Origin of the sequence: Paracoccus broussonetiae (genome assembly GCF_031854425.1) — a bacterium.
GTDB lineage: Bacteria > Pseudomonadota > Alphaproteobacteria > Rhodobacterales > Rhodobacteraceae > Paracoccus > Paracoccus broussonetiae.
Genome location: NZ_JAVRQI010000004.1, coordinates 187335 through 208967, shown reverse-complemented (window position 1 = coordinate 208967; position 21633 = coordinate 187335). Strand labels below are relative to the sequence as shown.

The following is a 21633-nucleotide window of genomic DNA, read 5'->3' as shown; positions in this document are numbered from 1 at the left end:
CCTACTCGGCCGCGCTGAAACCGATGGCCAGCGCTGCGAATGTCCCGACGACCGCCAGATCCCACCAGGGCAATGCAACGACGGTCAGCCGGGGCCTTCCCGCCGCCTCAAGGCCCAGTCGGATCAATCCGCCCAGAGCCAGCGAACCGGCCGCGATCAGCAACAGCAGCATCATCATGAAACCGATGATCCCGGCCAGATAACCGCCGGTCTTGCCCTCTCCGATTAACTGACAGACCAGCGCGCCCGCCAGCAGCACCGCAAGCGCCGCGCCCAGCTGACGCCAGGACCGCATGGCGGCGCGACGATAGCCGATCCACAGATGGCCCAGGGCGACGAAAATGACGACGGCCCAGACCAGCGCCACGGTCAGGAGGTTCCCTGCCGCCTGCGCATCCATTCGACCGGCGGCCAGACCAGGATGGACAGGCCAAGCGCCATGAACAAGACGCCAAAGCCGGGTCCGTACAGGAAGGTCAGCCAGCCCAGCACCGGGACGCCGGCGAGAACCAGCGCCCACAGCGCGACATGACGCGGGCCGGGACGCAGGAAAGGAAGCATGCAGCTGAGAAACGCCCAGCTCAGCGCGCAGATTGCCGCGGTCGCGGGATGGCTGGCCAGTTCGCTCACGCGGCCCACTCCTGCAATCGCTCGGGAAGATTGTTCGCCCAGGTCGAGATCGTCCCCGCCCCCAGGCAGACGACCATGTCGCCGGGCCGGGCCTGTTCGCGGACCAGCCGGGCCAGGTCGGCCTCGTCGATGACGGCGCGGGCGTGGCGATGGCCATGCGCGATCAGCCCTGCAACCAGATCGTCGCGCGATGCGCCGGGGATCGGCTCCTCGCCCGCGGAATAGACCTCGGCAATGGCGACGACATCGGCTTCGTTGAAGCAGGTGCAGAAATCGTCGAACAGGCTGGAGAGACGAGTGTAGCGGTGCGGCTGGTGGACAGCGATGACGCGGCCCTTGGTTGCCTGCCGGGCGGCCTTCAGCACCGCCGCGATCTCGACCGGGTGATGGCCGTAATCGTCAATGATGGTCACGCCGTTCACGACACCGACGCGGGTGAAGCGGCGCCCGACCCCACCGAATTTCGCCAGCGCCTCGCGGATCTGGGCGCGTTTCATGCCCAGATGGCGGGCAACGGCCACTGCCGCCAGCGCGTTCGAGACGTTGTGGTCACCCGGCATCGGCAGGGTGCAGCCTTCGATCACCGGGATCTCGCCATCGTTCAGCTCGGCCTCGCCCTGAAGGGCGATGTCGAAATGGGCGATACCGTCCTCATAGCGCAGGTTGATCGCACGAACATCCGCCTGGGCGTTGAAGCCGAAGGTCGCGACGCGGCGGTCGGTCAGCTTGCCGACCAGCGACTGCACCTCGGGGTGGTCGGTGCAGCAGACGGCAAGGCCATAGAACGGAATGTTCGAGATGAAGTCCTGGAAGCCCTTGCGCAGCGCGTCGAAGCTGCCCCAGTGCTCCATATGCTCGGGGTCGATGTTGGTGACGATGGCGATGGTCGCGGGCAGGCGGTTGAAGCTGCCGTCGCTTTCATCGGCCTCGACCACCATCCACTCACCTGCGCCGGCGCGGGCGTTCGAGCCATAGGCATGGATCACGCCGCCATTGATGACCGTCGGATCGAAGCCGCCGGCATCCAGCAGGGTCGCGACCATCGTGGTCGTGGTGGTCTTGCCATGCGTGCCCGCAATCGCGACGTTCGAACGCAGGCGCATCAGTTCCGCCAGCATCTCGGCCCGGCGCACGATGGGCAGGCCACGGCGGCGGGCTTCCTCAAGCTCGGGGTTGCCCTTCTTGATCGCGGTCGAGATGACGACGACGCCCGCCTCGCCGATGTTCTGTGCGCCCTGCCCCTCGAAGATCGTGGCGCCCAGGGATTCCAGGCGGTCGGTGATCTTGGACCGCTTCGCATCCGACCCCTGCACGGCATAGCCCAGCGTCATCAGCACCTCGGCGATGCCGGACATGCCGATCCCACCGATGCCGATGAAATGAATGGGGCCAAGTTCGCCCGGAAGTTTGGTCGCTGCGTTCATGCGGTCAGGTCCGTCGCTAGATCTGCAAGTCGCTGCGCCGCGTCAGGGCGACCAAGGGCCAATGCAGCCGCAGCCATGGAGGTGGCGCGCGCGCCGTCCGAAAGAATCTCCCGCATGTCGCGCCTCAGGCTCTCGGCGTCAAGCACGGATTCGGGAAGCACCATGGCCGCGCCCGATTCCCCAAGGGCACGGGCATTGGCTGTCTGGTGGTCGCCGCTGGCGGCCGCGAACGGGATCAGGATGGCCGGACGGCCGATCACGGTGATGTCCGCAAGCGAGGACGCGCCCGCCCGGCTGACGACCAGATGGCAGTCGGTAAGACGTTGCGGAACGTCCTCGAAAAAGGGCTGAACCTCGGCCTCGATCCCGGCCTCGCGATAGGCTGTTGTGACGCGGGGGCCGTCCTCGACCCGGGCCTGATGGCTGACGCGCAACCGCGCGCGAACCTCGGGCGGAAGGCCCGCCATGGCCTCGGGGACCATGTCGGACAACACGCGGGCACCCTGACTGCCACCGATGACCAGCACGTTCAGCGGCCCGTCCCCCGGAGGGTGATAGGCGGCGCCGGCGCGCTCTCGCACGGCCTGGCGCACGGGGTTGCCGGTATGGACGCCCTGCACGCCCTGGGGCAGTTCGGCCGGCCAGGTGCCGCAGGCGATCTTGTTCACATGGCGCGCAAAGACGCCGTTCACGCGGCCCATCACCGCGTTCTGTTCGTGGATCATGCGCGGAATGCGCAGCGACAGCGCCGCCGACATGGCAGGAATCGTCGGATAGCCGCCAAAGCCCACGACCACCGCGGGACGGTCGGCCCGCAGCGCACGCAGCGCGGACAGGACGCCGCTGCCGATGCGCAGCGGGGCCGCGACCCGCGCAAGCATACCGCCACGCGCCGTGGTCGCGGAATTCACCACCTCACGCGTTACCGAGTGGGGAAAGCCCCCGGCGTAGCGCGCGCCGCGTTCATCGGTCGACAGCGTGACCCGCCAGCCGCGGTCCAGAAGTTCCTCGGCCAGAGACTGGGCCGGGAACATGTGCCCGCCCGTTCCGCCCGCGGCGATCAGGCAATAGGGAACCTTCACGGTGTTCATGACCGTCCCCGCCCGAACACGTCCGAGATCCGCCCCTGCGGGCGTGATCGCGTCAGCGCCAGCAGCATCCCGACCGCCACGCCCGAGGCGATGACCGACGACCCACCATAGCTGACGAAGGGCAATGTCATCCCCTTGGCCGGCAGCAGTCGGACGGCGACGCCCATGTTGATCAGGGCCTGCACGCCGAAGGCACAGGCAAGTCCGGTGCCCGCGATCCGCGCAAAGGGATCGCGTTCATCCCGCAACCGCAGCAGCGAACGCACGACCACGGTGCTGTAAAGCACGATGATCGCCAGCACCATGATCAGGCCGTATTCCTCGGCCGCGACGGCGATGATGAAATCGGTATGGGCATCCGGCAGCGACCACTTGACCGAGCCCTCGCCCACGCCGACACCGAAGAAGCCGCCCTCCTGGATGGCGTTCGCGGCATAGCCAAGCTGGGTGCGGGGATCGACCTCGGCCGCAAGGAAACCGTCAATGCGCCGCGCGAAGTGTTCCGATGCGCCATAGGCGAAGACCGCGCCGACCACCGACACGCCAAGGACACTGCACAGCAGGTAAAGCGGCGCGCCCGCGATGAAATACATCACGCACCAGGAAAACAGCACCAGCGAGGCCTGGCCGAAGTCTGGCTGAAGCGCCAGCAGAACGACGACTGCCCCCGCGACTCCGGCCGAATACAGCCGTCCGGGGGGGCCGCCCACCTCTTGGCTGGCCGCCATGAACCAGGCGCAGATGCCGATGAAGCAGGGCTTCAGGAACTCGGACGGCTGGACGGACATCCCGCCCGGCAGTCGCAGCCAGCGCACAGCGCCCTTGCCGAAATCGGTGCCGATGAAGGGCAGAAGCACGATCGCGACCATAGCGATGGCAAAGCCCAGGACGGCAATCCGACGCACGAAGCGCGGCGAGAAGGTCGAGATGACCATCATCACCACCAGCGCCATCGCGCCGAAGACCGCCTGTCGGGTCACGTAATAGAATTGCGGCAGGTTGTTCTTTTCCGCCAGCGGAACCGAGGCCGCCAGCCCCAGCAACAACCCTATCGCGAACAGCCCCAGGACGCAGGCGAGCGACCATCGGTCGACCGTGCGCCACCAACGGGGAAGAATCGGATCACCAGCCCGAACGGGCGTGGTGCCAAAGACCATTTCGGTCATGGATGAACCGCCGTCACTGCCTCTGCCATATCCCGTTTCCGGGTGCCCGTTTTTCCGGGTCTGGGCGGGATGATAGCGCGAAAGGTGTGATCGCGCTACAACGGATTCATCCTTTCCGCGAAGCCCGGCAGCGGGCCGCCTGCCCCTTTCCTATCCCGGCGCGGCGCTTTAACTATCGCTGACCCGGCAAAGGATGGACCATGCTTTACAAGACCAGGGCCGAATGGCAGGCAGCACCGCGCAAGCGCGTGCTTTTCTTCGGCATGTCCGGGCTGGGCAAGACCTATCTGGCCAGCATGCTGCGCAATGCCGGCGACTGGTTCCATTACTCGGTCGATTACCGGATCGGCACCCGCTACATGGGGGAACTGATTGCCGACAACTTCAAGCGCGAGGCGATGAAGGTCCCCTTCCTGCGCGAGCTTTTGCTGTCGGATTCGGTCTATATCGCCTCGAACATCACGTTCGAGAACCTGGCCCCGCTGTCCACCTATCTGGGCAAGCCCGGCAGCCCCTCGCGCGGGGGGCTGGATTTCGAGGAATACATGCGCCGCCAGGACCAGCACCGCACCGCCGAGATCGCGGCGCTGCTGGATGGCAGCCATTTCATCCGCCGCGCGCAGGAGATCTATGCCATTCCGAATTTCGTATGTGATTCGGGGGGTTCGGTCTGCGAAGTGGTCGACCCCTTTGCCGATGACGACCCGGTCCTGGACGCGCTTCAGCGCGACATGCTGCTGGTCTGGATCCGCGGATCAGATGCGCATACGGCGGAACTGGTGCGCCGCTTCGACCGCGCGCCGAAGCCGATGTATTACCAGCCCCAGTTCCTCGACCGCGCCTGGACGGCCTACAGGGTTGAAAAAGGCCTGACCGAGGAACAGGTCAATCCCGACGATTTCATCCGCTGGACCTATGCCCGCGCGCTGGCCCATCGCCAGCCCCGTTATCAGGCCATGGCCCGGCGCGGCGTGACCATCCTGGCCGAGGAGGTCGCCGGGGTGAAGACGCCCGAAGACCTGATCGCCCTGATCGGACTTGCCATCGACAGAAAGGACGCATGATGCCCATTACCCTGCCAAATGACCTGCCCGCCTTCGACATCCTGTCGAATGAAGGCGTGATGGTCATGTCGCCGGGCCGGGCCGCGACCCAGGATATCCGGCCCTTGCGCATCGGACTCTTGAACCTGATGCCCAAGAAGATCCAGACCGAGAACCAGTTTGCCCGGCTGATAGGCGCGACGCCCCTGCAGATCGACTTCCAGTTGATCCGCATGTCGGACCACGAAAGCCGCAACACGGCCGCCGATCACATGGAAAGCTTCTACCGCCGCTTCTGCGACGTCGAGGCAACGGGCGAGAAATTCGACGGCCTGATCATCACCGGCGCACCCATCGAACACCTGCCCTTTGACCAGGTGACCTATTGGGACGAGCTGACCCGCGTCTTCGAATGGACCCAGACCCATGTGCATTCGACCTTCGGCGTCTGCTGGGGCGGCATGGCGATGGCCTGGCATTTCAACCGGCTGGAAAAGCACGTCCTGGACCACAAGGCCTTCGGCTGCTTCCGGCATCGCAACCTTGCCCCCGCCAGTCCCTATCTGCGCGGCTTCTCGGATGACGTGCTGGTCCCGGTCAGCCGCTGGACCGAGGTCCGCCAACCCGAGGTCGACGCCACCCCCGGCTTGCGCACGCTGATCGCCTCGGATCAGGTCGGGCCCTGCCTGATCGAGGATGCGGGGCATCGCGCGCTCTATGTCTTCAACCATTTCGAATATGACAGCACGACGCTGAAGGACGAATATGACCGCGACGTGATCTCGGGCAAACAGATCAACGTGCCGGTCAACTATTACCCTGACGACGACCCCGGACAGCAGCCCACGAACCGCTGGCGCAGCCATGCCCACCTGCTTTACGGTAACTGGATCAACGAGATCTACCAGACCACCTATTACGACATCGGGCGCATCGGAAAGGGCTGAGCATGGCGAAGAAATCCGGGGACAAGTCGACTGCGCCGGAGCTGCCCGATCTGCCCTTCGTAGGCGCGATCAGCCGGTATCTTGAAAAGGACGCCCCGGACGCGATCCGCAAGGAGATCACCGGCGCCCGCGACCGAGAGATCCTCGACAGGGATTATCCCTATGACGAGGAGATGAAGTCCAAGGATTACGACGAGCGCATGGAGGCGCTGCAATTGCAGCTTGTCCGCCTGATGCGCGACGTGATCCAGACCGGAAAGCGCATCGTCGTCCTGTTCGAAGGTCGCGACGCTGCCGGCAAGGGTGGCACCATCGAGCGCGTGCGTGAAAACCTGAACCCGCGCTCGGCCTATATCGTCGCGCTGCCGAAACCGACCGAGCGTGAAACCGGCCAGTGGTATTTCCAGCGCTATGTTGACTGGCTTCCGGCGGCGGGTGAAATCGCCCTGTTTGATCGCAGCTGGTACAACCGCGGCGTTGTCGAGAAGGTCTTCGGCTTCTCGACCGACAGCCAGCGCGAGACATTTTTCCGCCAGCTGCCGCATTTCGAAAACGTGCTGGTCGACGACGGGATCATCCTCGTCAAGCTGTGGCTGAATGTCGGTCGCGCCGAGCAATTGCAGCGCTTCCTCGATCGCGAGAAAGACCCCCTGAAGCAGTGGAAGCTTAGCCAGATCGACGTGGACGGGCTGGCGAAGTGGGACGATTACACCGACGCCATCCACGACACGCTGCGCCGCAGCCATTCCGGCATCGCGCCCTGGACGGTGATCCGCGCCGATGACAAACGCCGCGCCCGGATCGCTGCGATCCAGACCATTTTGCGCGCCGTAGATTTTGAGGGCCGCGACGACGACCTGATCGGCGCCCCCGACGCCCGCATCGTCGGCGGGCCAGAGATCATGCTGCCGGAATAGCCCCCACACCCGCGCCCGGTTGCGATGCGGCGGCGGGTTTGACCATGCCGCACGTGCAGCGAATGCTTGCGGGGTGCCCCTGCCGCGGCTAGCGTTCGATCATCTGCCACGCATTAGACAAGGTCCCAGATGAAACTTCTGCGCTCCTCCGCCCTTTCGCTCATCCTCACGGGCGCGGCGCTTGCCATGCCTGCCCATGCCGCCGATTCCCAGCTGACCGTATTCGACTGGGCCGGATTCGAGGAACCCTCGATCTTCCAGGGCTATATCGACAAGAACGGCGACAGCCCGACCTTCGCCTTCTATGGCGACGATGACGAGGCGTATCAGAAGCTCGCCTCGGGGTTCAAAGCGGATGTCGCGCATCCCTGCTCGCAGATGGTGTCGAAATATCGCGATGCCGGGCTGATCGAACCCTGGGATGTCTCGAAGATCCCCGCCTTCGCGACGATCGACCCGAAATTCCTGGATTCGCCGATCTTCAAGGATGACAAGGGCGTCTGGTACATCCCGACGGACTGGGGCGCGACCGCCATCGCCTATAATGCCGACAACGTCCCGGCCGAGGACGTGGCCAGCCTGAACGTCTTCATCGACCCGAAATACCAGGGCCGCACCTCGCTGCCCGATTCGGCAGATGACGTCTGGGCGCTGGCCTATCTGGCAACGGGCGTGACGGACTGGACCAAGGTGACGGACGAACAGTTCACCGCCGCCGCCGACTGGCTGCGCAAGGCGCATCAGAACGTCGCCGCCTATTGGGCCGACCCCTCGGAACAGGCGCAGCTGATGGCCTCGGGCGCGGTCGATGTCGCATGGTCCTGGAACGACGGCGTCGTGCTTTTGCAGAATGAAGGCTTCCCGGTCGGCTTCCAGCGCGCGGCGAAGGAAGGCTCGTCGACCTTCTTCTGCGGTTTCGTCAATCTCAAGGACGGACCTGGCAATGAAGACAAGGCCTATGACTTCATCAATGCCTGGCTTGCCCCCGAAGCGGCCAAGGGCCTGCTGGACACGATCGGCTACGGCCATACCTCGACCGTCGCGATGGAGACGATCAAGGACGAACCCGCGGTGAAGGAAGGCCTGTCCGCGGTCGACGCCCCGATCCTGGCCCAGACCCCGAACGACCCGGCACAGCGCGAACGCCAACTGGCCGAATTCGAAAAGATCAAGGCCGGCTTCTGATCCGGATCTGAGGTTAAATCGTTTCAGGGGGCGCGAAGAACCGCGCCCCCTCATCGTTTCGGAAATACCCCAAAGGGGGGAATTGGTGCGTCCGACGGGGGCGGAGCAAGGGGGGAACGGGACGTTCCCCCGCCCTTGCGCTGCCCCCCGCCCGCGCCTATATTCGCCCTGTTCGGGTTCGCCCGGACTATGGACATAAACGCGCAGGTAATAAGCGGATCGGACCCGGGGGCGGTACCCGGCGACTCCACCAAACTCCCTCGTTGGGGGCACCTGGGGTCGAAACAGGATCGACGAACGTCTAAAGCTGTTTGCTTTGTCTCGGTGAGCTACCACCGTTATCGGTGCAAATTGTACAGTTGCCAACGACAACCGTGCTCCGGTCGCTCTGGCTGCGTAAGCAGTTCGAGTTACCGAACCTTAAGCCCTTGCGCCTAGCAGTGTAAGGCGGGGTCCGCAGGAACCTGGCAACAGAATCCTGCACCTTCCCCCTTTCAACGCTGGTTTTTCGCGCGGCCCCGGCCTATCTCATGGCACATCCAAGGGAATGCCGACATGAAAGACCTGACCCAGACCGACGCGGATGCCCTGATCGCCACGCTTGGCAAGGCTGCGCGCGATGCGACGCTTGTGCTGGCCGAAGCCAGCGCCGAACGCAAGCACGCCGCCCTGATCGGCGCGGCCGACGCGATCATTGCATCGGAAACCGCGATCCTCGATGCCAATTCCGAAGATATGGGCTTTGCCGCCGCAAAGGGTCTTGCGCCATCCATGATGGACCGCCTGCGGCTTGACGGCCCGCGCATCCGCGCGATGGCCGAAGGTCTGCGTGCCGTCGCCGCCCAGCCCGATCCCGTGGGCCGTGTGCTGGCCGAATGGGACCGCCCGAACGGCCTGCACATCCAGCGCGTGGCGACCCCCCTGGGCGTGATCGGCGTCATCTATGAAAGCCGCCCGAACGTCACAGCGGATGCGGCGGCGCTGGCACTGAAATCGGGCAATGCCGTGATCCTGCGCGGCGGCTCGGAAAGCCTGAACTCCTCGGCCGCGATCCATGCCGCGCTGGCCACCGGCCTGCGCCAGGCGGGCCTGCCCGACGCCGCGATCCAGCTTGTCCCGACCCGCGACCGCGAGGCCGTGGCCGCGATGCTGCGCGCACAGGGCCTGATCGACGTGATCATCCCGCGGGGCGGCAAGGGTCTGGTCGGACTGGTGCAGAAGGAGGCCCGCGTTCCGGTCTTTGCCCACCTTGAAGGGATTTGCCACGTCTATGCCGATGGCGATGCGGACGTGGAAAAGGCGCGCCGGGTGGTCCTGAACGCCAAGACCCGCCGCACCGGCATCTGCGGTGCCGCCGAATGCCTGCTGATCGACCGTGCCTTCTATGCACGGCACGGCGCCGTGCTGGTGCAGGACCTCCTGGACGCGGGGGTCGAAGTCCGGGCAGAGGGTGAGCTTGCCCAGGTCGCAGGTACCATCCCCGCCCAGCCATCGGATTTCGGGCAGGAGTTCCTCGACAAGATCATCGCCGTGAAGCTGGTCGATGGCGTGGACGAGGCGATCTCCCATATCCGCCGCTTCGGTTCGGGGCACACGGAATCCATCCTGACCCAGAACGACGCCACCGCCGGACGCTTCTTCAGCGGCCTCGACAGCGCGATCCTGATGCGCAACGCCTCGACCCAGTTCGCGGACGGGGGCGAGTTCGGCATGGGCGCAGAAATCGGCATCGCGACCGGCAAGATGCACGCGCGCGGACCCGTCGGCGCCGAGCAGCTGACCAGCTTCAAATATCTGGTCACGGGTGACGGCACCATCCGCCCCTGAGGTCCCTGCCGCAAGGCAGGCCCAGCGGCTGCATCAGGATGGCCGCCACCGGGTGACGCTGTTTCGCGCGCCCGGTGGCAGTTCGCGCGTCGTCGTCTGTTTTGAGCCGGGGCGCGAACGGATGCAGGGGTTCGAACCGACCCAGTGCCCGCGTTTTGCTGAAAGGCTTGGCATCGATGCGCTGACCGTGCAGACCGCGCGGCGCGACTGGTTCCTGTCCGCGAAAAGCGATGACCTCGCTGCGGCGCTGGACAAGGCGACGGCTGGCTATGACGAGGTGACGGCCTCGGGCTTCTCGATGGGCGGTTACGGGGCACTGCTTTATTCGCGCGCGGCCCGCGTCCGCCGCATCCTGGCCGTATCGCCGCAATATTGCATCGACCCCGCCATCGCCCCCTATGACCCCGGACGGCATCGGAAATTCGCCCGCATCGGGCGCGACATGCCCTGCCCCGAGGAATGGGGCAATCCGGGGCTTTCCGGCGTCCTGCTGTTCGATCCCGCGATTTCGGCCGACCGCCAGCACGCGCTGCGCATCGGCGCAGCCTTTCCGTTGCTGCGACTGGTGGCCCTGCCGCATGGCGGCCACCCGGCCAGCGGCGTCATTGCCGATATCGGGCGCATCGGCAACGTCTCGACCATGCTGGTGCAGGACCGGCTGGACCCGGTCAGGATCCGCAACCTGCACCGAGAGGCGCGGCGGAACTCGATCCGTTACAGCTTCAACCTGGCCAGCGCCGCGCTGAAGCGGCACGGCGCGCGCGTCGAGCCGCTGCTGCGCGACGTTGCGCTTCGCGGCGCGCCGCAATTGCGGCTGGAGGCCGGACTTGCGCTTCTGACCCGCGACGCTGCCGCCGGGACCGAGGCGCTGACCCGGCTTCTGGACGAAAACCCCGATCCGCCCGCTTCCTGGGCGCGGCGGATCGAGCAGGCGCTGGACGCGATCGAGGACTAGCCCCCCTGGCGCAAGCCGGATTGGGCGCCATGAAACCAGATCTCTCCGCCCTTCTCGTCCAGTTCCCAGCCAAGGCTGCGTCCCTCCTGCGCGGCAAAGGCGGCCAGAAGCGGGAAATGGATCTCGGACGGCTGCGGCTCGACCCGTTCAAGGGCCGGATCCGCATCAAGCCAAGCCCAAAGAGCGGGGTCCGACTTGGTGCGCGCGGCCTCGGCCAGCAGGCGCCAGCCGACGGCACCGCGACAGATGAGGATGCTGCCTCCCCAGGGCAAGGCGGTCTCAAGGCACATGACGCCCAACAGGATCAGTCGCGCCTCGGACCGGGGCAGGTCGCCCTGCGCCTCCAGCCGCACGCGGATGCGGCCCTGCCGTTCGATGTCGGCCATCAGTCCCGCCAGCTCGTTCAGCGCCAGCCTTTGTTCGGCCGAGGCATGGCCAAAGGCCAACCGGAACCAGCGGATGCGGGCGCGCGCCGCCTCGACGCTTTCGGCGATCAACCCAAGCTCGGGGCTTTTCGTCAGCCCCGGATAATCCCCCGACATCTGCAGCAACTCGACCCCGTTCCCGATCGCCCCCAGAGGAGAGATCAGATCGTGGCACAGGCGCGAGCTGACCAGGCTTGCCAGCCGTTCGGGTAGCGCTGGAAAGGGGGATGCCGTGGATCGGCTGATTGTAACGTCGTTCATTGAAGTCTAGCCTTGTTCGTCACGCGAGGAGTCGGCGCGCCATGAATGAAATTCTTGAACCCGGAATGTTGGTTCGGCATCCGAATGCGCCGGAATGGGGCATCGGTCAGGTCCAGTCGCGGATCGGCGACCGGATCACGGTCAATTTCGCCAATGCCGGAAAGCAGGTGGTCGACGGCCGTCATGTCAGTCTTGAACTGGTCACCGAAGGCTCCTGAACTCTGAAAGCATCTGCGTAATACAACCTATGCGTGCGTCAACCATCTGCGCCCTTCCGTACCGCCGATGACGCGAGATGTTGCAATAAGACCCGCGCCCGCCTAGACACGGTGCGGAAAAATGCATGATGACAGGCCCGGCCCCCCAAGAATGACGCCAGAGAGCTCGTATCTTGAAACGCGGCTCGCCACTGGCGAGGCGGATCTGCTGGCCGCACAGCGGCTGCGCTATCGTGTCTTCGTCGAAGAGCTGGGCGCGGATGGCCCGCTGGTCGATCACCAGCACCGGCTGGAACGCGATGAATTCGACCCCGTGGTCGATCATCTTGTCCTGGTCGATCACCGCCGCTCGGTCGCGGATCTCGACCATGTCGTCGGTGTCTATCGCCTGCTGCCGGGCGACCGCGCGGAAAAGTTCGGACGCTTCTATTGCGACGCGGAATACGACCTGGACCCGCTGCGCCAGTCGGGGCGGTCGCTGCTTGAACTGGGACGCTCCTGCGTGGATGCAGGGATGCGCGGCGGCACCGGCATGTATCTTCTGTGGACCGCGCTGGCCGAATACGTCCTGAGCCGCGAGATCCAGCTTCTGTTCGGCGTCGCCTCGTTCCACGGGACCGATGCCCAGGCGCTAAGCCAGCCGCTGTCCTGGCTGCACCACCACCATCTTGCCCTGCCGCAGATCCGCCCCCGCGCCCATCCCGAAGGGTTCCAGCGCATGGACCTGATCCCGGCCGACCAGCTGGAACGGCGCGGCGCGATGACCCTGATGCCACCGCTGATCAAGGCCTATCTGCGCTTGGGCGGCACGGTGGGCGAAGGCGCCTATCTGGACCGCGAATTCAATACGACGGACGTGTTCCTGCTGGTCGATACGGCAGCCATGTCCCAGAAGCACCGCAAGTTCTACGAGACGCGCTGGCAGGCCCAATGACGGACACCATCACCCGGGACGTGCCCCCGCTGGCGACGAATGGCCACGCCTGGTACGGCGACGATCCAAGCCCGGAAATCCCCCGGATCGGGCCGCTGGGCTGGGCCCTTGTCGCGACCCGCGGTCTTGGCGTGCTGTCCGTCCTGCTGTTGGGCGTCCTGCTGATCCTTCCGCTGCGCTGGATCGAGCGTCTGTTCGCCGGACCGCGCCGCCCCCTGACCGGTCCTTGGGTCCAGGGCGTCTGCCGGATGGTCCTGTGGATCGTCGGCATCCGCTGGCGGCGCGAGGGGCAACCCATGCACGGCCCGGGCGCGGTCGTCGCGAACCATTCGGGCTGGCTGGACATCTTCGTGCTGAACGCAGCCATGCCGGTCTTCTTCGTCTCGAAGGCCGAGGTCGCGGGCTGGCCCGGCATCAATATCCTGACCCGCGTGACCGATACCCATTTCGTGACGCGCGACCCAAGGCTGGCACGGGTGCAGGCCCAGGAATTCGCACTGCGCACCCATGCCGGGCATCGCCTGTTGTTCTTCCCCGAGGGCACCAGCACCGACAGCCGCCGCGTCCTGCCGTTCAAGCCGACGCTGTTCCAGGGCTTCCTTGACCCGGCCCTGCCCACGGATCTTGCCATCCAGCCGGTGACTGCGATCTATCGCGCTCCTGCGGGACGCGATCCGCGCTTTTATGGCTGGTTCGGGGACATGGCGCTGGGTCCGCACCTGCTGGCCGTGCTGGCGCAACCAAGGCAGGGCAGCGTGACCGTGCGCCTGCATGATCCGATCCCGGTCGAGGGCGAAAATCGCAAGAGCTTGTCCGCCAAGGCCGAAGCCGCGGTCCGCTCGGGCTTCCCCGCAGCCTGAACGGCGCGGGGAAACGGCACCGGGCCACCGCTTACAGCGGCCAGAACAGCGGGATCGTCAGGCAGGCCACGATACCGGTGATGATGTCCAGCGGCACCCCCACCTTCACGAAATCGCTGAACTTATAGCCACCCGGCCCATAGACCATCATGTGCGTCTGATAGCCGATGGGCGTCGCAAAGGCGACCGTGGCCGAGAACATCACCGCCACCACATAGGCGCGCGGATCATGGCCCAGCGATTTGGCCAAGGCGATGGCGATCGGGGTCAGCAGGACTGCGACCGCGTTGTTCGACAGCACCTCTGTCATGGCGAGGCCAAGGAAATAGATCCCGAACAGCGTGACAAAGGGCGGCAATCCCTTCAGCGAAGGGGCCAGCGCATCGACGATCAGGTTGACGGTCCCGGTATATTCCAGCGCCTCGCCGACCGCGAGCATGGCAAAGATCATCGCCAGCAACCGACCGTCGATGAACGAGAACGCCTCTTCCGCATCGACGCAGCGCGTGACCAGAATCACCGCCGCGGCGATGAAGGACAGCGCAAGGATTGGCGCGACATCTGCGGCCGCCAGGATCACCACCGCCAGCAGGCAAAGCACCGCGATCGGTGCGCGCTCGCGGCGATAGGCGCGGGCGGCCGGACGCGAGACGTCGACCAGTTCCATGTCGGCGGCAAGCCGGGCGATGTCTTCGGGCGCACCTTCCAGCAGCAGCGTATCGCCCACACGCACCACCAGGTCATCCAGCTGGCGGCCGATATTCTGACTGCGACGATGGGCGGCCAGCACATAGACGCCATAGCGGCGGCGCAGGCGCATGTCGCCCAGCTTGCGACCGATCAGCCGCGCGCCGGGAGAAATCAGGACCTCGACAGTTTCGGTCGCGACCGAGCTGAGCTTGTCGACCATCTGCAGGTTCTTGTTGGCCTGCATTTCCAGCAGGTCGGCCATTTCGGTGCGCAGGACGACGCGGTCGCCCGGCTCAAGCACGACCTCGGCCAGGTTGCGCCGCAGCGAGGCATCGCCGCGCAGCACGTCGACGAGGCGCACAGCATCGCGCTTGAACATGGCAACCTCGGTCACGCTTTGCCCCACAAGCGAGGAATCCTCGGGGATCGCGACCTCGGTGAAGTACTTCATCTCGCGCCGTGAGCCCAGGAAGCCCGCCAGCGAAGTGCGTTCGGGCAAAAGCTTGCGACCGATCAGTGCGAAATAGGCGATGCCCGCCAGCGTGACGGCGATGCCGACCGGCGCGATCTCGAAGATGGTGAAATGGGCAAGCCCCTGTTCGCGCGCCACCCCGTCCACCAGAAGGTTGGTCGAGGTGCCGATCAGCGACAGCATCCCGCCCAGGATGGTGAAGTAGCTCAGCGGCATCAGCAGCTTCGACGGTGACATGCCCATCCGCAGCGCAAGCTGGATGCAGATCGGAATCATCACCGCCACCACCGGGGTATTGTTCATGATCGCCGATGCCAGGATCACGAAACCGAACAGCGCGCAGACTGTCAGGATCGGATGGGTCGTGGCGCGGGCCGAAACCAGCCGCGACATCATCTCAAGCGCGCCGGTCCGCAGCAGGCCGCCCATGATCAGGAACATGAAGGCGATGGTCCAGGGCGCGGCGTTCGAAAGCACGCTGGCTGCGTCCTTTACCGGCAGCAATCCCAGCAGCATCATCGTGGCGGCAGAGCCGATCGCGACGACCTCTGGCGGGTGTTTCTCGCGGATGAACTGGATGAATGTGAGGGCGACGATGACAAGCATCGCAATCGCCGCGTTGGTTCCGGTCAGTTGGAATCCGAGCATGCAGAATTCTGTCCCATGCGCCGTAAATCACGGCCCTTTCGATGGGTTTTAGAATAATTTTCTGCACCGCCGCAAGCAAAACAGCCCGCAGCGGCTGCGCTCAGGCGGGAAGCTGCGTCCCTTGCAGGACACCGCCCTGCCGAACCGGCTCGATCTTGACGGCTTTGCCGCTGCGATCATCGGTGGTGACAAGCACGCCGCAGATGGTAGCTTCGCCCTCGGCGGGGGTAAAGCGCTCGGACGCCATGCCGGTCAGGAAGCGGCGCAGGGGCTCGGCCTTTTCCATGCCGATGATGCTGTCGTAGTCGCCGCACATCCCTGCATCCGACTGATAGCCAGTGCCGCGTGGCAGGATCATGGTGTCGGCGGTCGGCACATGGGTATGGGTGCCGACGACAAGGCTGGCGCGGCCATCGCACCAATGGCCGATGGCCATCTTCTCGCTGGTCGCCTCGGCATGGATGTCGACGACCGCGGCCTGCACCAACCCGCCGAGCGGATGGGCGCGCAGAACCGTGTCGATGGCCGAGAAGGGATCGTCGAAGGGCCGCTTCATGAACACCTGCCCCAGCACCTGCGCGACCAGCACCTTGCGGCCCCGCGTCGCCTCGAACACGCGGGCGCCCCGGCCCGGCGCGACCTTCGAGAAGTTCAGCGGCCGGATGACGCGCGGCTCGGTCTCGATGAAGGACAGCATTTCCTTCTGGTCGAAGGCATGGTCCCCCAGCGTCACGCAATCCGCGCCCGCATCCAGGATCAGCTTGGCGTGACCGCCGGTCAGGCCCATGCCGCCCGAGGCATTTTCCCCGTTCACGATGGTGAAATCGACGCCCAGCCGCTCTTTCAGCGGCTGAAGCCCTTCGGCAATGACGCGACGACCGGCACGGCCCATCACGTCCCCAAGATAAAGAATTCGCATGGCCGAGCGTTAGGCCAAAGCCGCGCCGCGCTCAAGCCCCCGCTGCGGTTTCAGGCCAGCCAGACGCCAATCGCAACCGAAACCAGCGCAATGAACGCACCCGCGGCCATGCCGGCCAGCAGGCCGCCCCGCTTTCCGCGCGCATCCTCCGACCGGCTGTCGGGTTCGCGCAGCATCTCGGGCATCCGCCGCTCCAGGAATTCCGGCAGAAGCGGCGCATAGCGGCTGAGCACCTGGGCCGAGCGCGCCAGGTCGCGCACTGCGGCCTTTGGCCCCAGGTTATCCCGGATATAGTTCTCGACGACGGGGCGGGCCGCCTCCCACATGTTCATCTGCGGATCCAGCGAACGGGCCACGCCTTCGACCACGACCATGGTGCGTTGCAGCAGGATCAACTCGGTCCGGGTCCGCATTCCGAAACGCTCGGTCACTTCAAACAGATAGGCCAGCAGGTTCGCCATCGAGATGCGGCTGGCATCGGCGCCGAAGATCGGCTCGCCGACCGCGCGCAGCGCGCGGGCAAATTCCGCCATGTCGCGGTCGCGGGGCACATATCCCGCCTCGAAATGAACGCGCGCGACGCGCATATAGTCGCGCCGGATGAACCCCATCAGGATTTCGGCATAGACACGACGGGTATATTCGTCGATCTCACCCATGATGCCGAAGTCATACATGATGACATCGCCGTCGGCCCCGACCTTCAGGTTGCCCTGATGCATGTCCGCGTGGAAAAACCCGTCGCGCAGGGCATGTTGCAGGAAAAGCTGCAGCACCCGTGCAGCCAGAGCAGGCAGGTCGTGGCCCGCCGCACGCAGCGCCGCGACATCGCCCAGCGGCGTGCCCTCGGCCCAGTCGCTGGTCAGGACGCGCCGCGCGCTCAGATGCCAATGCGGACGGGGAACGCGCATCCCCTTGTCCTCGCGCGTGTTCTCAGCGAATTCCGACGCGGCCGAGGCCTCGCGCCGCAGGTCCAACTCGCCCGTGACCACGGTTTCGAAATGCGTCACCACGTCGCGCGGACGCAGCCGCCGGGTCGCGGGAGAGATCCGCTCGATCATCCCGGCCGCGAAATGGAAGGCGTCGATATCGCGGCGGAAGTCGGCCTCGACCGAGGGGCGCAGTACCTTGACCGCCACCTCACGGCCATTGTCCGCACGCCGCGCCCGGTGCACCTGCGCGATCGAGGCGGCGGCGACAGGTTCCGAAAACTCGTCGAAAAGCGCATCGACCGGCTGGCCCAAAGCTTCGGCGATGATGGCCAGCGCCTGATCTTGCGGGAACGGAGGCAGGCGGTCCTGCAGCATCGACAACTGCTCGGCCAGTTCGGGGCCAACCACGTCGGGGCGCGTCGAAAGGATCTGCCCGAACTTGATATAGGCCGGCCCCAGCGCCGTGATCGCGCGTGTCACCGGCGGCAGCGCCGGATCGCCCTTGTAGCCAAGCCAGGCAAAGGGCCAGCCCAGCACATGCGCGGCCATGCGGATTCGGGCGGGTGCGTTCATCGCGTCAAGCGCGGCACCCATCGCCCCCGTGCGTTCGAAGGTCGCGCCGGTCCGGATCAGGCGCCAGATATTGTGGGGTCCACGCATGTCTCAGACCTTCCAGCCGGAATGCAGCGCGGCGATCCCCATGGAAAGGTTGCGGTATTGCACACGGCCGAAACCGGCCTGCCGGATCATCGTCGCGAAGCTCTCCTGGTCGGGGAATTTGCGGATCGACTCGACCAGGTATTGATAGCTGTCGCGGTCATTGGCCACGATCTCGCCCATTTTCGGGATCACGTTGAAGCTGTAGCGGTCGTATAGCCATTGCAGCATCGGGACAGGCATCTGGCTGAATTCCAGCACCATCAACCGCCCGCCCGGACGAAGGACGCGGCGCGCCTCGGCCAGTGCATCCGGGATGCGGGTGACGTTGCGGATGCCGAAGCTGATCGTATAGCGATCGAAGCTGTCATCGGCGAAGGGCAGCTTCATCGCGTCGCCCGTAACCCAGGCCAGGCGGTCGGCAAGGCGTCCCGCCTCGGCCCGCTTGCGCCCTTCGACCAGCATCGACTCGGTCATGTCGCAGACTGTGACGCGCGCGCCCGAAGCGCGGCCAAGAAACCGAAAGGCAATGTCGCCCGTGCCGCCCGCGACATCCAGCAGGTGCTGGCCATCGCGCGGCGCCAGCCAGTCCATCATCGCGGTCTTCCAGACGCGGTGGACCCCCACGCTCATCAGGTCGTTCATCACATCATAGCGCGACGCGACCCGAGAAAAGACGCCATGTACCAGCCCCGCCTTTTCCTCTTCCGCCACGGTGCGGAATCCGAAATGGGTTTCCTTGCGCTGGTCGTCGGTCATCTTGCTTGTCCATTCGTCGTTTCGCGCCCAGATAGGCCAGATGTGCGCCGCGCACCATGCGACGAATGGAAAATAAATGCCAGAACTGCCTGAGGTCGAAACCGTCCGCCGCGGACTTGCCCCGCATCTGGAGGGCCACGTCATTGCCCGCGCCGAGGCCCGCCGGCCCGACCTGCGCTGGCCCCTGCCGCCCGATCTGGTGCAGGTCGTGACCGGCGCGCGCGTGACCGGCCTGCGGCGGCGATCGAAATACATCCTGGTCGATCTGGAAGACCGCGGCAGCATCCTTCTGCATCTGGGCATGTCCGGCCGGATGCTGATCGAGGATGCGCTTCAGGGCGATTTCCACCGCGATCCCGCCATCCTTCCGCGACACGACCATGTGCTGTTCTGGAATGAACAAGGCACGCGGATCACCTTCAACGACGCGCGGCGCTTTGGCATGGTGGACCTGGTCGCGCCGGGCGCCACCCACCCGATGCTGGCTCATCTTGGACCCGAGCCGCTTTCGGACGACTTCACGCCCGCCCTTTTGGCCGAGGCGCTGGCGGGCCGCAAAAGCCCGATCAAGGCCGCGTTGCTGGACCAGCGGATCGTGGCCGGGCTGGGCAACATCTATGTCTCAGAAGCGCTGAGCCGCGCCGGCATCGACCCGAGGCGGGCGTCCGGGCGGATCTCGGACCAGCGGATCGCGGCGCTTGTCGGGCATATCCGCGACGTCCTGACCGAAGCGATCGCCGCCGGCGGGTCAAGCCTGCGCGATCACCGCCAGGCGACGGGCGAGCTGGGCTATTTCCAGCACTCGTTCCGCGTCTATGGCCGCGAAGGCGCACCCTGCCCCACCCCCGGCTGCACCGGGACAATCCGTCGCGTCGTGCAATCGGGCAGGTCCAGCTTCTTCTGCCCCGATTGCCAGAAATAGCGCCAGGGCATGCGTTCCGCAGCGACGGGAAATGATGGAGCAGGACAAAGAACGCCGGGGGACGCTAGCCAGACGGTCGCGGCTTTGTTACGAGTCCTGTCCAGCTATTTCTGAAAGGCAAGATATCCGATGGCGTACCAGACCCTGACCGTCGAGCTTGACGATTATGTTGCGCTGATCCGTCTGAACCGGCCCGATGCGCTGAACGCCCTGAATTCGCAGCTGCTGAGCGAGCTGGGCACGGCACTGAACGAGGCCGACCGCAACGAGAAGATCCGCTGCATCGTCCTGACCGGCAGCGAGAAAGCCTTTGCCGCAGGTGCTGACATCAAGGAAATGTCGACGAAAAGCTTCGTCGACGTCTATACCAGCGACCTGTTCGGGGCCGAGATCGACCGCATCACATCGACCCGCAAGCCGATCATTGCGGCGGTATCGGGCTATGCGCTTGGCGGGGGCTGCGAGCTGGCCATGGCCTGCGACTTCATCATCTGCGCCGACAACGCCAAGTTCGGCCAGCCCGAGATCAACCTGGGCGTCATGGCCGGGATCGGCGGCACCCAGCGCCTGACCCGCTTCGTCGGCAAGTCGAAGGCCATGGACATGCACCTGACCGGTCGCTTCATGGATGCGGCCGAAGCCGAGCGCTCGGGCCTGGTCAGCCGTGTCGTGCCCGCCGCACGGCTGGTCGCCGAGGCCGTCGCCGTGGCCAAGAAGATCACCGAGAAATCCCAGGTCGCCGTCATGGCCGCCAAGGAAGCTGTCAACCGCGCCTATGAAACCACCCTGCGCGAAGGCATCCTGTTCGAACGCCGCAGCTTCCAGGCCCTGTTCGCGACCGAGGACCAGAAGGAAGGCATGGCCGCCTTCCTGGAAAAGCGCGAGCCCCAGTTCCGCGACCGGTGATTTCCGCTTGGCATTGGCCCGAACCACCTGTATAGGGCCGAGCTTACATGCGCGTGGGCCCGCTTTAAGGCAAGAATCATGACCGTCCTCGATTGGACGGTGCCGTGGGGCTTTTGCGTAATCGATACGAAGAACAAACAGGATCGCATCCCATGGCCAATACGCCCCAATCCAAGAAGCGCGCCCGCCAGATCGAGCGCGTCACCGCAGTCAACAAGGCGCGCCGCTCGCGCATCCGCACCTATCTGCGCAAGGTCGAAGAAGCGCTGGAAAGCGGCGATGCGGCAGTCGCCCGCGAGGCACTGCTGAAAGCCCAGCCCGAACTGATGCGCGGCGTGACCAAAGGCGTCGTTCACAAGAACACCGCCGCCCGCAAGATCTCGCGCCTGACGGCACGCGTGAAAGCGCTCGCAACCGCCTGATACGGCTGCTGCAAATCCGCAACTAGCGGTAGAAATAGATTGGGCGCGCTCCATCTTGGCGCGCCCTTTTCCGTTAGTCCCGCGGACTAACAAACAGTAAAATAACGGCTTTCGCGCTGTCACGATTTCGTCACCCGCCCGTGAGATTCGAATGGGCAAAGTGACTGTCAAGCGCGAAGATCGGTTGTCGGCGGAGCGCCGTTCTTGCTAGCTTCGGTCCAGCGATTCACGTCGCACCTGGGGGACAAGCCCCGTGGACCGGCTTTTGGCCGGAAGGCCGGGGCAGGCAAGCTTGATCGGGGGACGATCAGCTCACCAATGAAGTCGGAAACCGGCTGCCACCGGTTCCGATTCATGTCTGGAGACGAGGCCTCGACCGGCCTTTGCGCTGCATCACTTTGCGGCGTGGGGATCTGTTGTCGC

At 65.3% G+C, this 21633-nt stretch carries 22 protein-coding genes and 1 other RNA gene; 13 read left to right on the top strand and 10 right to left on the bottom strand.

The features are described 5' to 3' along the window. Position 1: 1 nt before the first annotated feature. From RM190_RS06790 to RM190_RS06770, 5 genes are read right to left on the bottom strand one after another with little or no spacing between them, the layout of a single operon-like run. Complete coding sequence (locus RM190_RS06790) at positions 2-400, bottom strand: hypothetical protein (RefSeq protein WP_311758654.1); 399 nt, start codon at positions 398-400, stop codon at positions 2-4. Continuing rightward, on the bottom strand, positions 370-630 hold the full coding sequence (locus RM190_RS06785; protein WP_311758653.1) for a DUF2484 family protein: 261 nt from the start codon (positions 628-630) through the stop codon (positions 370-372). The genes RM190_RS06790 and RM190_RS06785 overlap by 31 nt, the downstream gene beginning before the upstream one ends. Continuing rightward, positions 627-2054, bottom strand: a complete 1428-nt coding sequence (gene murC / locus RM190_RS06780) for a UDP-N-acetylmuramate--L-alanine ligase (RefSeq protein WP_311758652.1) — start codon at positions 2052-2054, stop codon at positions 627-629. Before murC ends, RM190_RS06785 begins: the two co-directional genes overlap by 4 nt. Further along, positions 2051-3145 (bottom strand): undecaprenyldiphospho-muramoylpentapeptide beta-N-acetylglucosaminyltransferase, encoded by a 1095-nt coding sequence (murG, locus tag RM190_RS06775; RefSeq protein ID WP_311758651.1) that lies wholly within the window; start codon positions 3143-3145, stop codon positions 2051-2053. The genes murC and murG overlap by 4 nt, the downstream gene beginning before the upstream one ends. After that, positions 3142-4311 (bottom strand): FtsW/RodA/SpoVE family cell cycle protein, encoded by a 1170-nt coding sequence (locus tag RM190_RS06770; RefSeq protein ID WP_311758650.1) that lies wholly within the window; start codon positions 4309-4311, stop codon positions 3142-3144. Before RM190_RS06770 ends, murG begins: the two co-directional genes overlap by 4 nt. Before the next feature lie 200 nt (positions 4312-4511). Here RM190_RS06770 and RM190_RS06765 point away from each other — a divergent pair, with 200 nt between their 5' ends. The 7 genes from RM190_RS06765 (at position 4512) to RM190_RS06735 (ending at position 11185) form a co-directional block, all read left to right on the top strand. Next, positions 4512-5375: an ATPase gene (locus RM190_RS06765; protein ID WP_311758649.1), complete on the top strand. Its 864-nt coding sequence runs from the start codon at positions 4512-4514 to the stop codon at positions 5373-5375. Then, positions 5375-6301 carry a homoserine O-succinyltransferase gene (locus RM190_RS06760; protein ID WP_311758648.1) on the top strand — a complete coding sequence of 309 codons (927 nt, stop codon included), beginning with the start codon at positions 5375-5377 and terminating at the stop codon, positions 6299-6301. Before RM190_RS06765 ends, RM190_RS06760 begins: the two co-directional genes overlap by 1 nt. Before the next feature lie 2 nt (positions 6302-6303). Further along, positions 6304-7218: a polyphosphate kinase 2 gene (gene ppk2, locus RM190_RS06755; protein WP_311758647.1), complete on the top strand. Its 915-nt coding sequence runs from the start codon at positions 6304-6306 to the stop codon at positions 7216-7218. Positions 7219-7347: 129 nt separating this feature from the next. Then, positions 7348-8403 carry an ABC transporter substrate-binding protein gene (locus tag RM190_RS06750; RefSeq protein ID WP_311758646.1) on the top strand — a complete coding sequence of 352 codons (1056 nt, stop codon included), beginning with the start codon at positions 7348-7350 and terminating at the stop codon, positions 8401-8403. A gap of 131 nt (positions 8404-8534) precedes the next feature. Continuing rightward, positions 8535-8888, top strand: a transfer-messenger RNA (tmRNA) gene (gene ssrA, locus RM190_RS06745). Positions 8889-8958: 70 nt separating this feature from the next. Further along, a complete protein-coding gene (locus RM190_RS06740; RefSeq protein WP_311758645.1) occupies positions 8959-10230 on the top strand; it encodes a glutamate-5-semialdehyde dehydrogenase in 1272 nt (423 codons plus the stop codon). Between the two features lie 52 nt (positions 10231-10282). Continuing rightward, complete coding sequence (locus RM190_RS06735; protein ID WP_311758644.1) at positions 10283-11185, top strand: hypothetical protein; 903 nt, start codon at positions 10283-10285, stop codon at positions 11183-11185. Here RM190_RS06735 and RM190_RS06730 read toward each other — a convergent pair. Continuing rightward, complete coding sequence (locus RM190_RS06730; protein ID WP_311758643.1) at positions 11182-11871, bottom strand: histidine phosphotransferase family protein; 690 nt, start codon at positions 11869-11871, stop codon at positions 11182-11184. The genes RM190_RS06735 and RM190_RS06730 overlap by 4 nt on opposite strands. Positions 11872-11912: 41 nt before the next feature. Between RM190_RS06730 and RM190_RS06725 the strand changes: the two genes are divergently transcribed. From RM190_RS06725 to RM190_RS06715, 3 genes are all read left to right on the top strand, one after another. Beyond that, entirely contained in the window at positions 11913-12089 is a 177-nt protein-coding gene (locus tag RM190_RS06725) for a DUF3553 domain-containing protein (RefSeq protein WP_311758642.1), read from the top strand. Between the two features lie 151 nt (positions 12090-12240). After that, entirely contained in the window at positions 12241-13023 is a 783-nt protein-coding gene (locus tag RM190_RS06720) for a GNAT family N-acetyltransferase (RefSeq protein ID WP_311758641.1), read from the top strand. Continuing rightward, positions 13020-13883, top strand: a complete 864-nt coding sequence (locus tag RM190_RS06715; protein WP_311758640.1) for a lysophospholipid acyltransferase family protein — start codon at positions 13020-13022, stop codon at positions 13881-13883. The genes RM190_RS06720 and RM190_RS06715 overlap by 4 nt, the downstream gene beginning before the upstream one ends. Positions 13884-13914: 31 nt before the next feature. On the opposite strand, the gene RM190_RS06710 is transcribed toward RM190_RS06715, so the two are convergent. From RM190_RS06710 to ubiE, 4 genes are all read right to left on the bottom strand, one after another. Then, the gene (locus tag RM190_RS06710) at positions 13915-15693 is read right to left on the bottom strand and encodes an SLC13 family permease (protein ID WP_311758639.1); all 1779 of its coding nucleotides are present in this window, start codon (positions 15691-15693) and stop codon (positions 13915-13917) included. A gap of 100 nt (positions 15694-15793) precedes the next feature. Then, positions 15794-16612 carry a TIGR00282 family metallophosphoesterase gene (locus tag RM190_RS06705; RefSeq protein WP_311758638.1) on the bottom strand — a complete coding sequence of 273 codons (819 nt, stop codon included), beginning with the start codon at positions 16610-16612 and terminating at the stop codon, positions 15794-15796. 50 nt (positions 16613-16662) lie between these two features. Further along, positions 16663-18204: a 2-polyprenylphenol 6-hydroxylase gene (ubiB, locus tag RM190_RS06700; protein WP_311758637.1), complete on the bottom strand. Its 1542-nt coding sequence runs from the start codon at positions 18202-18204 to the stop codon at positions 16663-16665. 3 nt (positions 18205-18207) lie between these two features. Continuing rightward, entirely contained in the window at positions 18208-18960 is a 753-nt protein-coding gene (gene ubiE / locus RM190_RS06695) for a bifunctional demethylmenaquinone methyltransferase/2-methoxy-6-polyprenyl-1,4-benzoquinol methylase UbiE (RefSeq protein WP_311758636.1), read from the bottom strand. 76 nt (positions 18961-19036) lie between these two features. On the opposite strand from ubiE, the gene mutM reads away from it, so the two are divergent. The 3 genes from mutM (at position 19037) to rpsT (ending at position 21210) form a co-directional block, all read left to right on the top strand. Continuing rightward, positions 19037-19882 (top strand): bifunctional DNA-formamidopyrimidine glycosylase/DNA-(apurinic or apyrimidinic site) lyase, encoded by an 846-nt coding sequence (gene mutM, locus RM190_RS06690; protein ID WP_311758635.1) that lies wholly within the window; start codon positions 19037-19039, stop codon positions 19880-19882. A 129-nt stretch (positions 19883-20011) separates the two neighbouring features. Further along, the gene (locus tag RM190_RS06685) at positions 20012-20788 is read left to right on the top strand and encodes an enoyl-CoA hydratase (protein ID WP_311758634.1); all 777 of its coding nucleotides are present in this window, start codon (positions 20012-20014) and stop codon (positions 20786-20788) included. 152 nt (positions 20789-20940) lie between these two features. Then, the gene (rpsT, locus tag RM190_RS06680) at positions 20941-21210 is read left to right on the top strand and encodes a 30S ribosomal protein S20 (protein ID WP_311758633.1); all 270 of its coding nucleotides are present in this window, start codon (positions 20941-20943) and stop codon (positions 21208-21210) included. The last annotated feature ends 423 nt before the right edge of the window (positions 21211-21633 follow it).

Coding starts and splice junctions, on each gene's coding strand:
- RM190_RS06790 (WP_311758654.1), bottom strand. CDS start 400: ATGGATGCGCAGGCGGCAGGGAACCTCCTGACCGTGGCGCTGGTCTGG.
- murC (WP_311758652.1), bottom strand. CDS start 2,054: ATGAACGCAGCGACCAAACTTCCGGGCGAACTTGGCCCCATTCATTTC.
- murG (WP_311758651.1), bottom strand. CDS start 3,145: ATGAACACCGTGAAGGTTCCCTATTGCCTGATCGCCGCGGGCGGAACG.
- RM190_RS06770 (WP_311758650.1), bottom strand. CDS start 4,311: ATGACCGAAATGGTCTTTGGCACCACGCCCGTTCGGGCTGGTGATCCG.
- RM190_RS06765 (WP_311758649.1), top strand. CDS start 4,512: ATGCTTTACAAGACCAGGGCCGAATGGCAGGCAGCACCGCGCAAGCGC.
- RM190_RS06760 (WP_311758648.1), top strand. CDS start 5,375: ATGCCCATTACCCTGCCAAATGACCTGCCCGCCTTCGACATCCTGTCG.
- ppk2 (WP_311758647.1), top strand. CDS start 6,304: ATGGCGAAGAAATCCGGGGACAAGTCGACTGCGCCGGAGCTGCCCGAT.
- RM190_RS06750 (WP_311758646.1), top strand. CDS start 7,348: ATGAAACTTCTGCGCTCCTCCGCCCTTTCGCTCATCCTCACGGGCGCG.
- RM190_RS06740 (WP_311758645.1), top strand. CDS start 8,959: ATGAAAGACCTGACCCAGACCGACGCGGATGCCCTGATCGCCACGCTT.
- RM190_RS06730 (WP_311758643.1), bottom strand. CDS start 11,871: ATGAACGACGTTACAATCAGCCGATCCACGGCATCCCCCTTTCCAGCG.
- RM190_RS06725 (WP_311758642.1), top strand. CDS start 11,913: ATGAATGAAATTCTTGAACCCGGAATGTTGGTTCGGCATCCGAATGCG.
- RM190_RS06720 (WP_311758641.1), top strand. CDS start 12,241: ATGACGCCAGAGAGCTCGTATCTTGAAACGCGGCTCGCCACTGGCGAG.
- RM190_RS06715 (WP_311758640.1), top strand. CDS start 13,020: ATGACGGACACCATCACCCGGGACGTGCCCCCGCTGGCGACGAATGGC.
- RM190_RS06710 (WP_311758639.1), bottom strand. CDS start 15,693: ATGCTCGGATTCCAACTGACCGGAACCAACGCGGCGATTGCGATGCTT.
- RM190_RS06705 (WP_311758638.1), bottom strand. CDS start 16,612: ATGCGAATTCTTTATCTTGGGGACGTGATGGGCCGTGCCGGTCGTCGC.
- ubiB (WP_311758637.1), bottom strand. CDS start 18,204: ATGCGTGGACCCCACAATATCTGGCGCCTGATCCGGACCGGCGCGACC.
- ubiE (WP_311758636.1), bottom strand. CDS start 18,960: ATGACCGACGACCAGCGCAAGGAAACCCATTTCGGATTCCGCACCGTG.
- mutM (WP_311758635.1), top strand. CDS start 19,037: ATGCCAGAACTGCCTGAGGTCGAAACCGTCCGCCGCGGACTTGCCCCG.
- RM190_RS06685 (WP_311758634.1), top strand. CDS start 20,012: ATGGCGTACCAGACCCTGACCGTCGAGCTTGACGATTATGTTGCGCTG.
- rpsT (WP_311758633.1), top strand. CDS start 20,941: ATGGCCAATACGCCCCAATCCAAGAAGCGCGCCCGCCAGATCGAGCGC.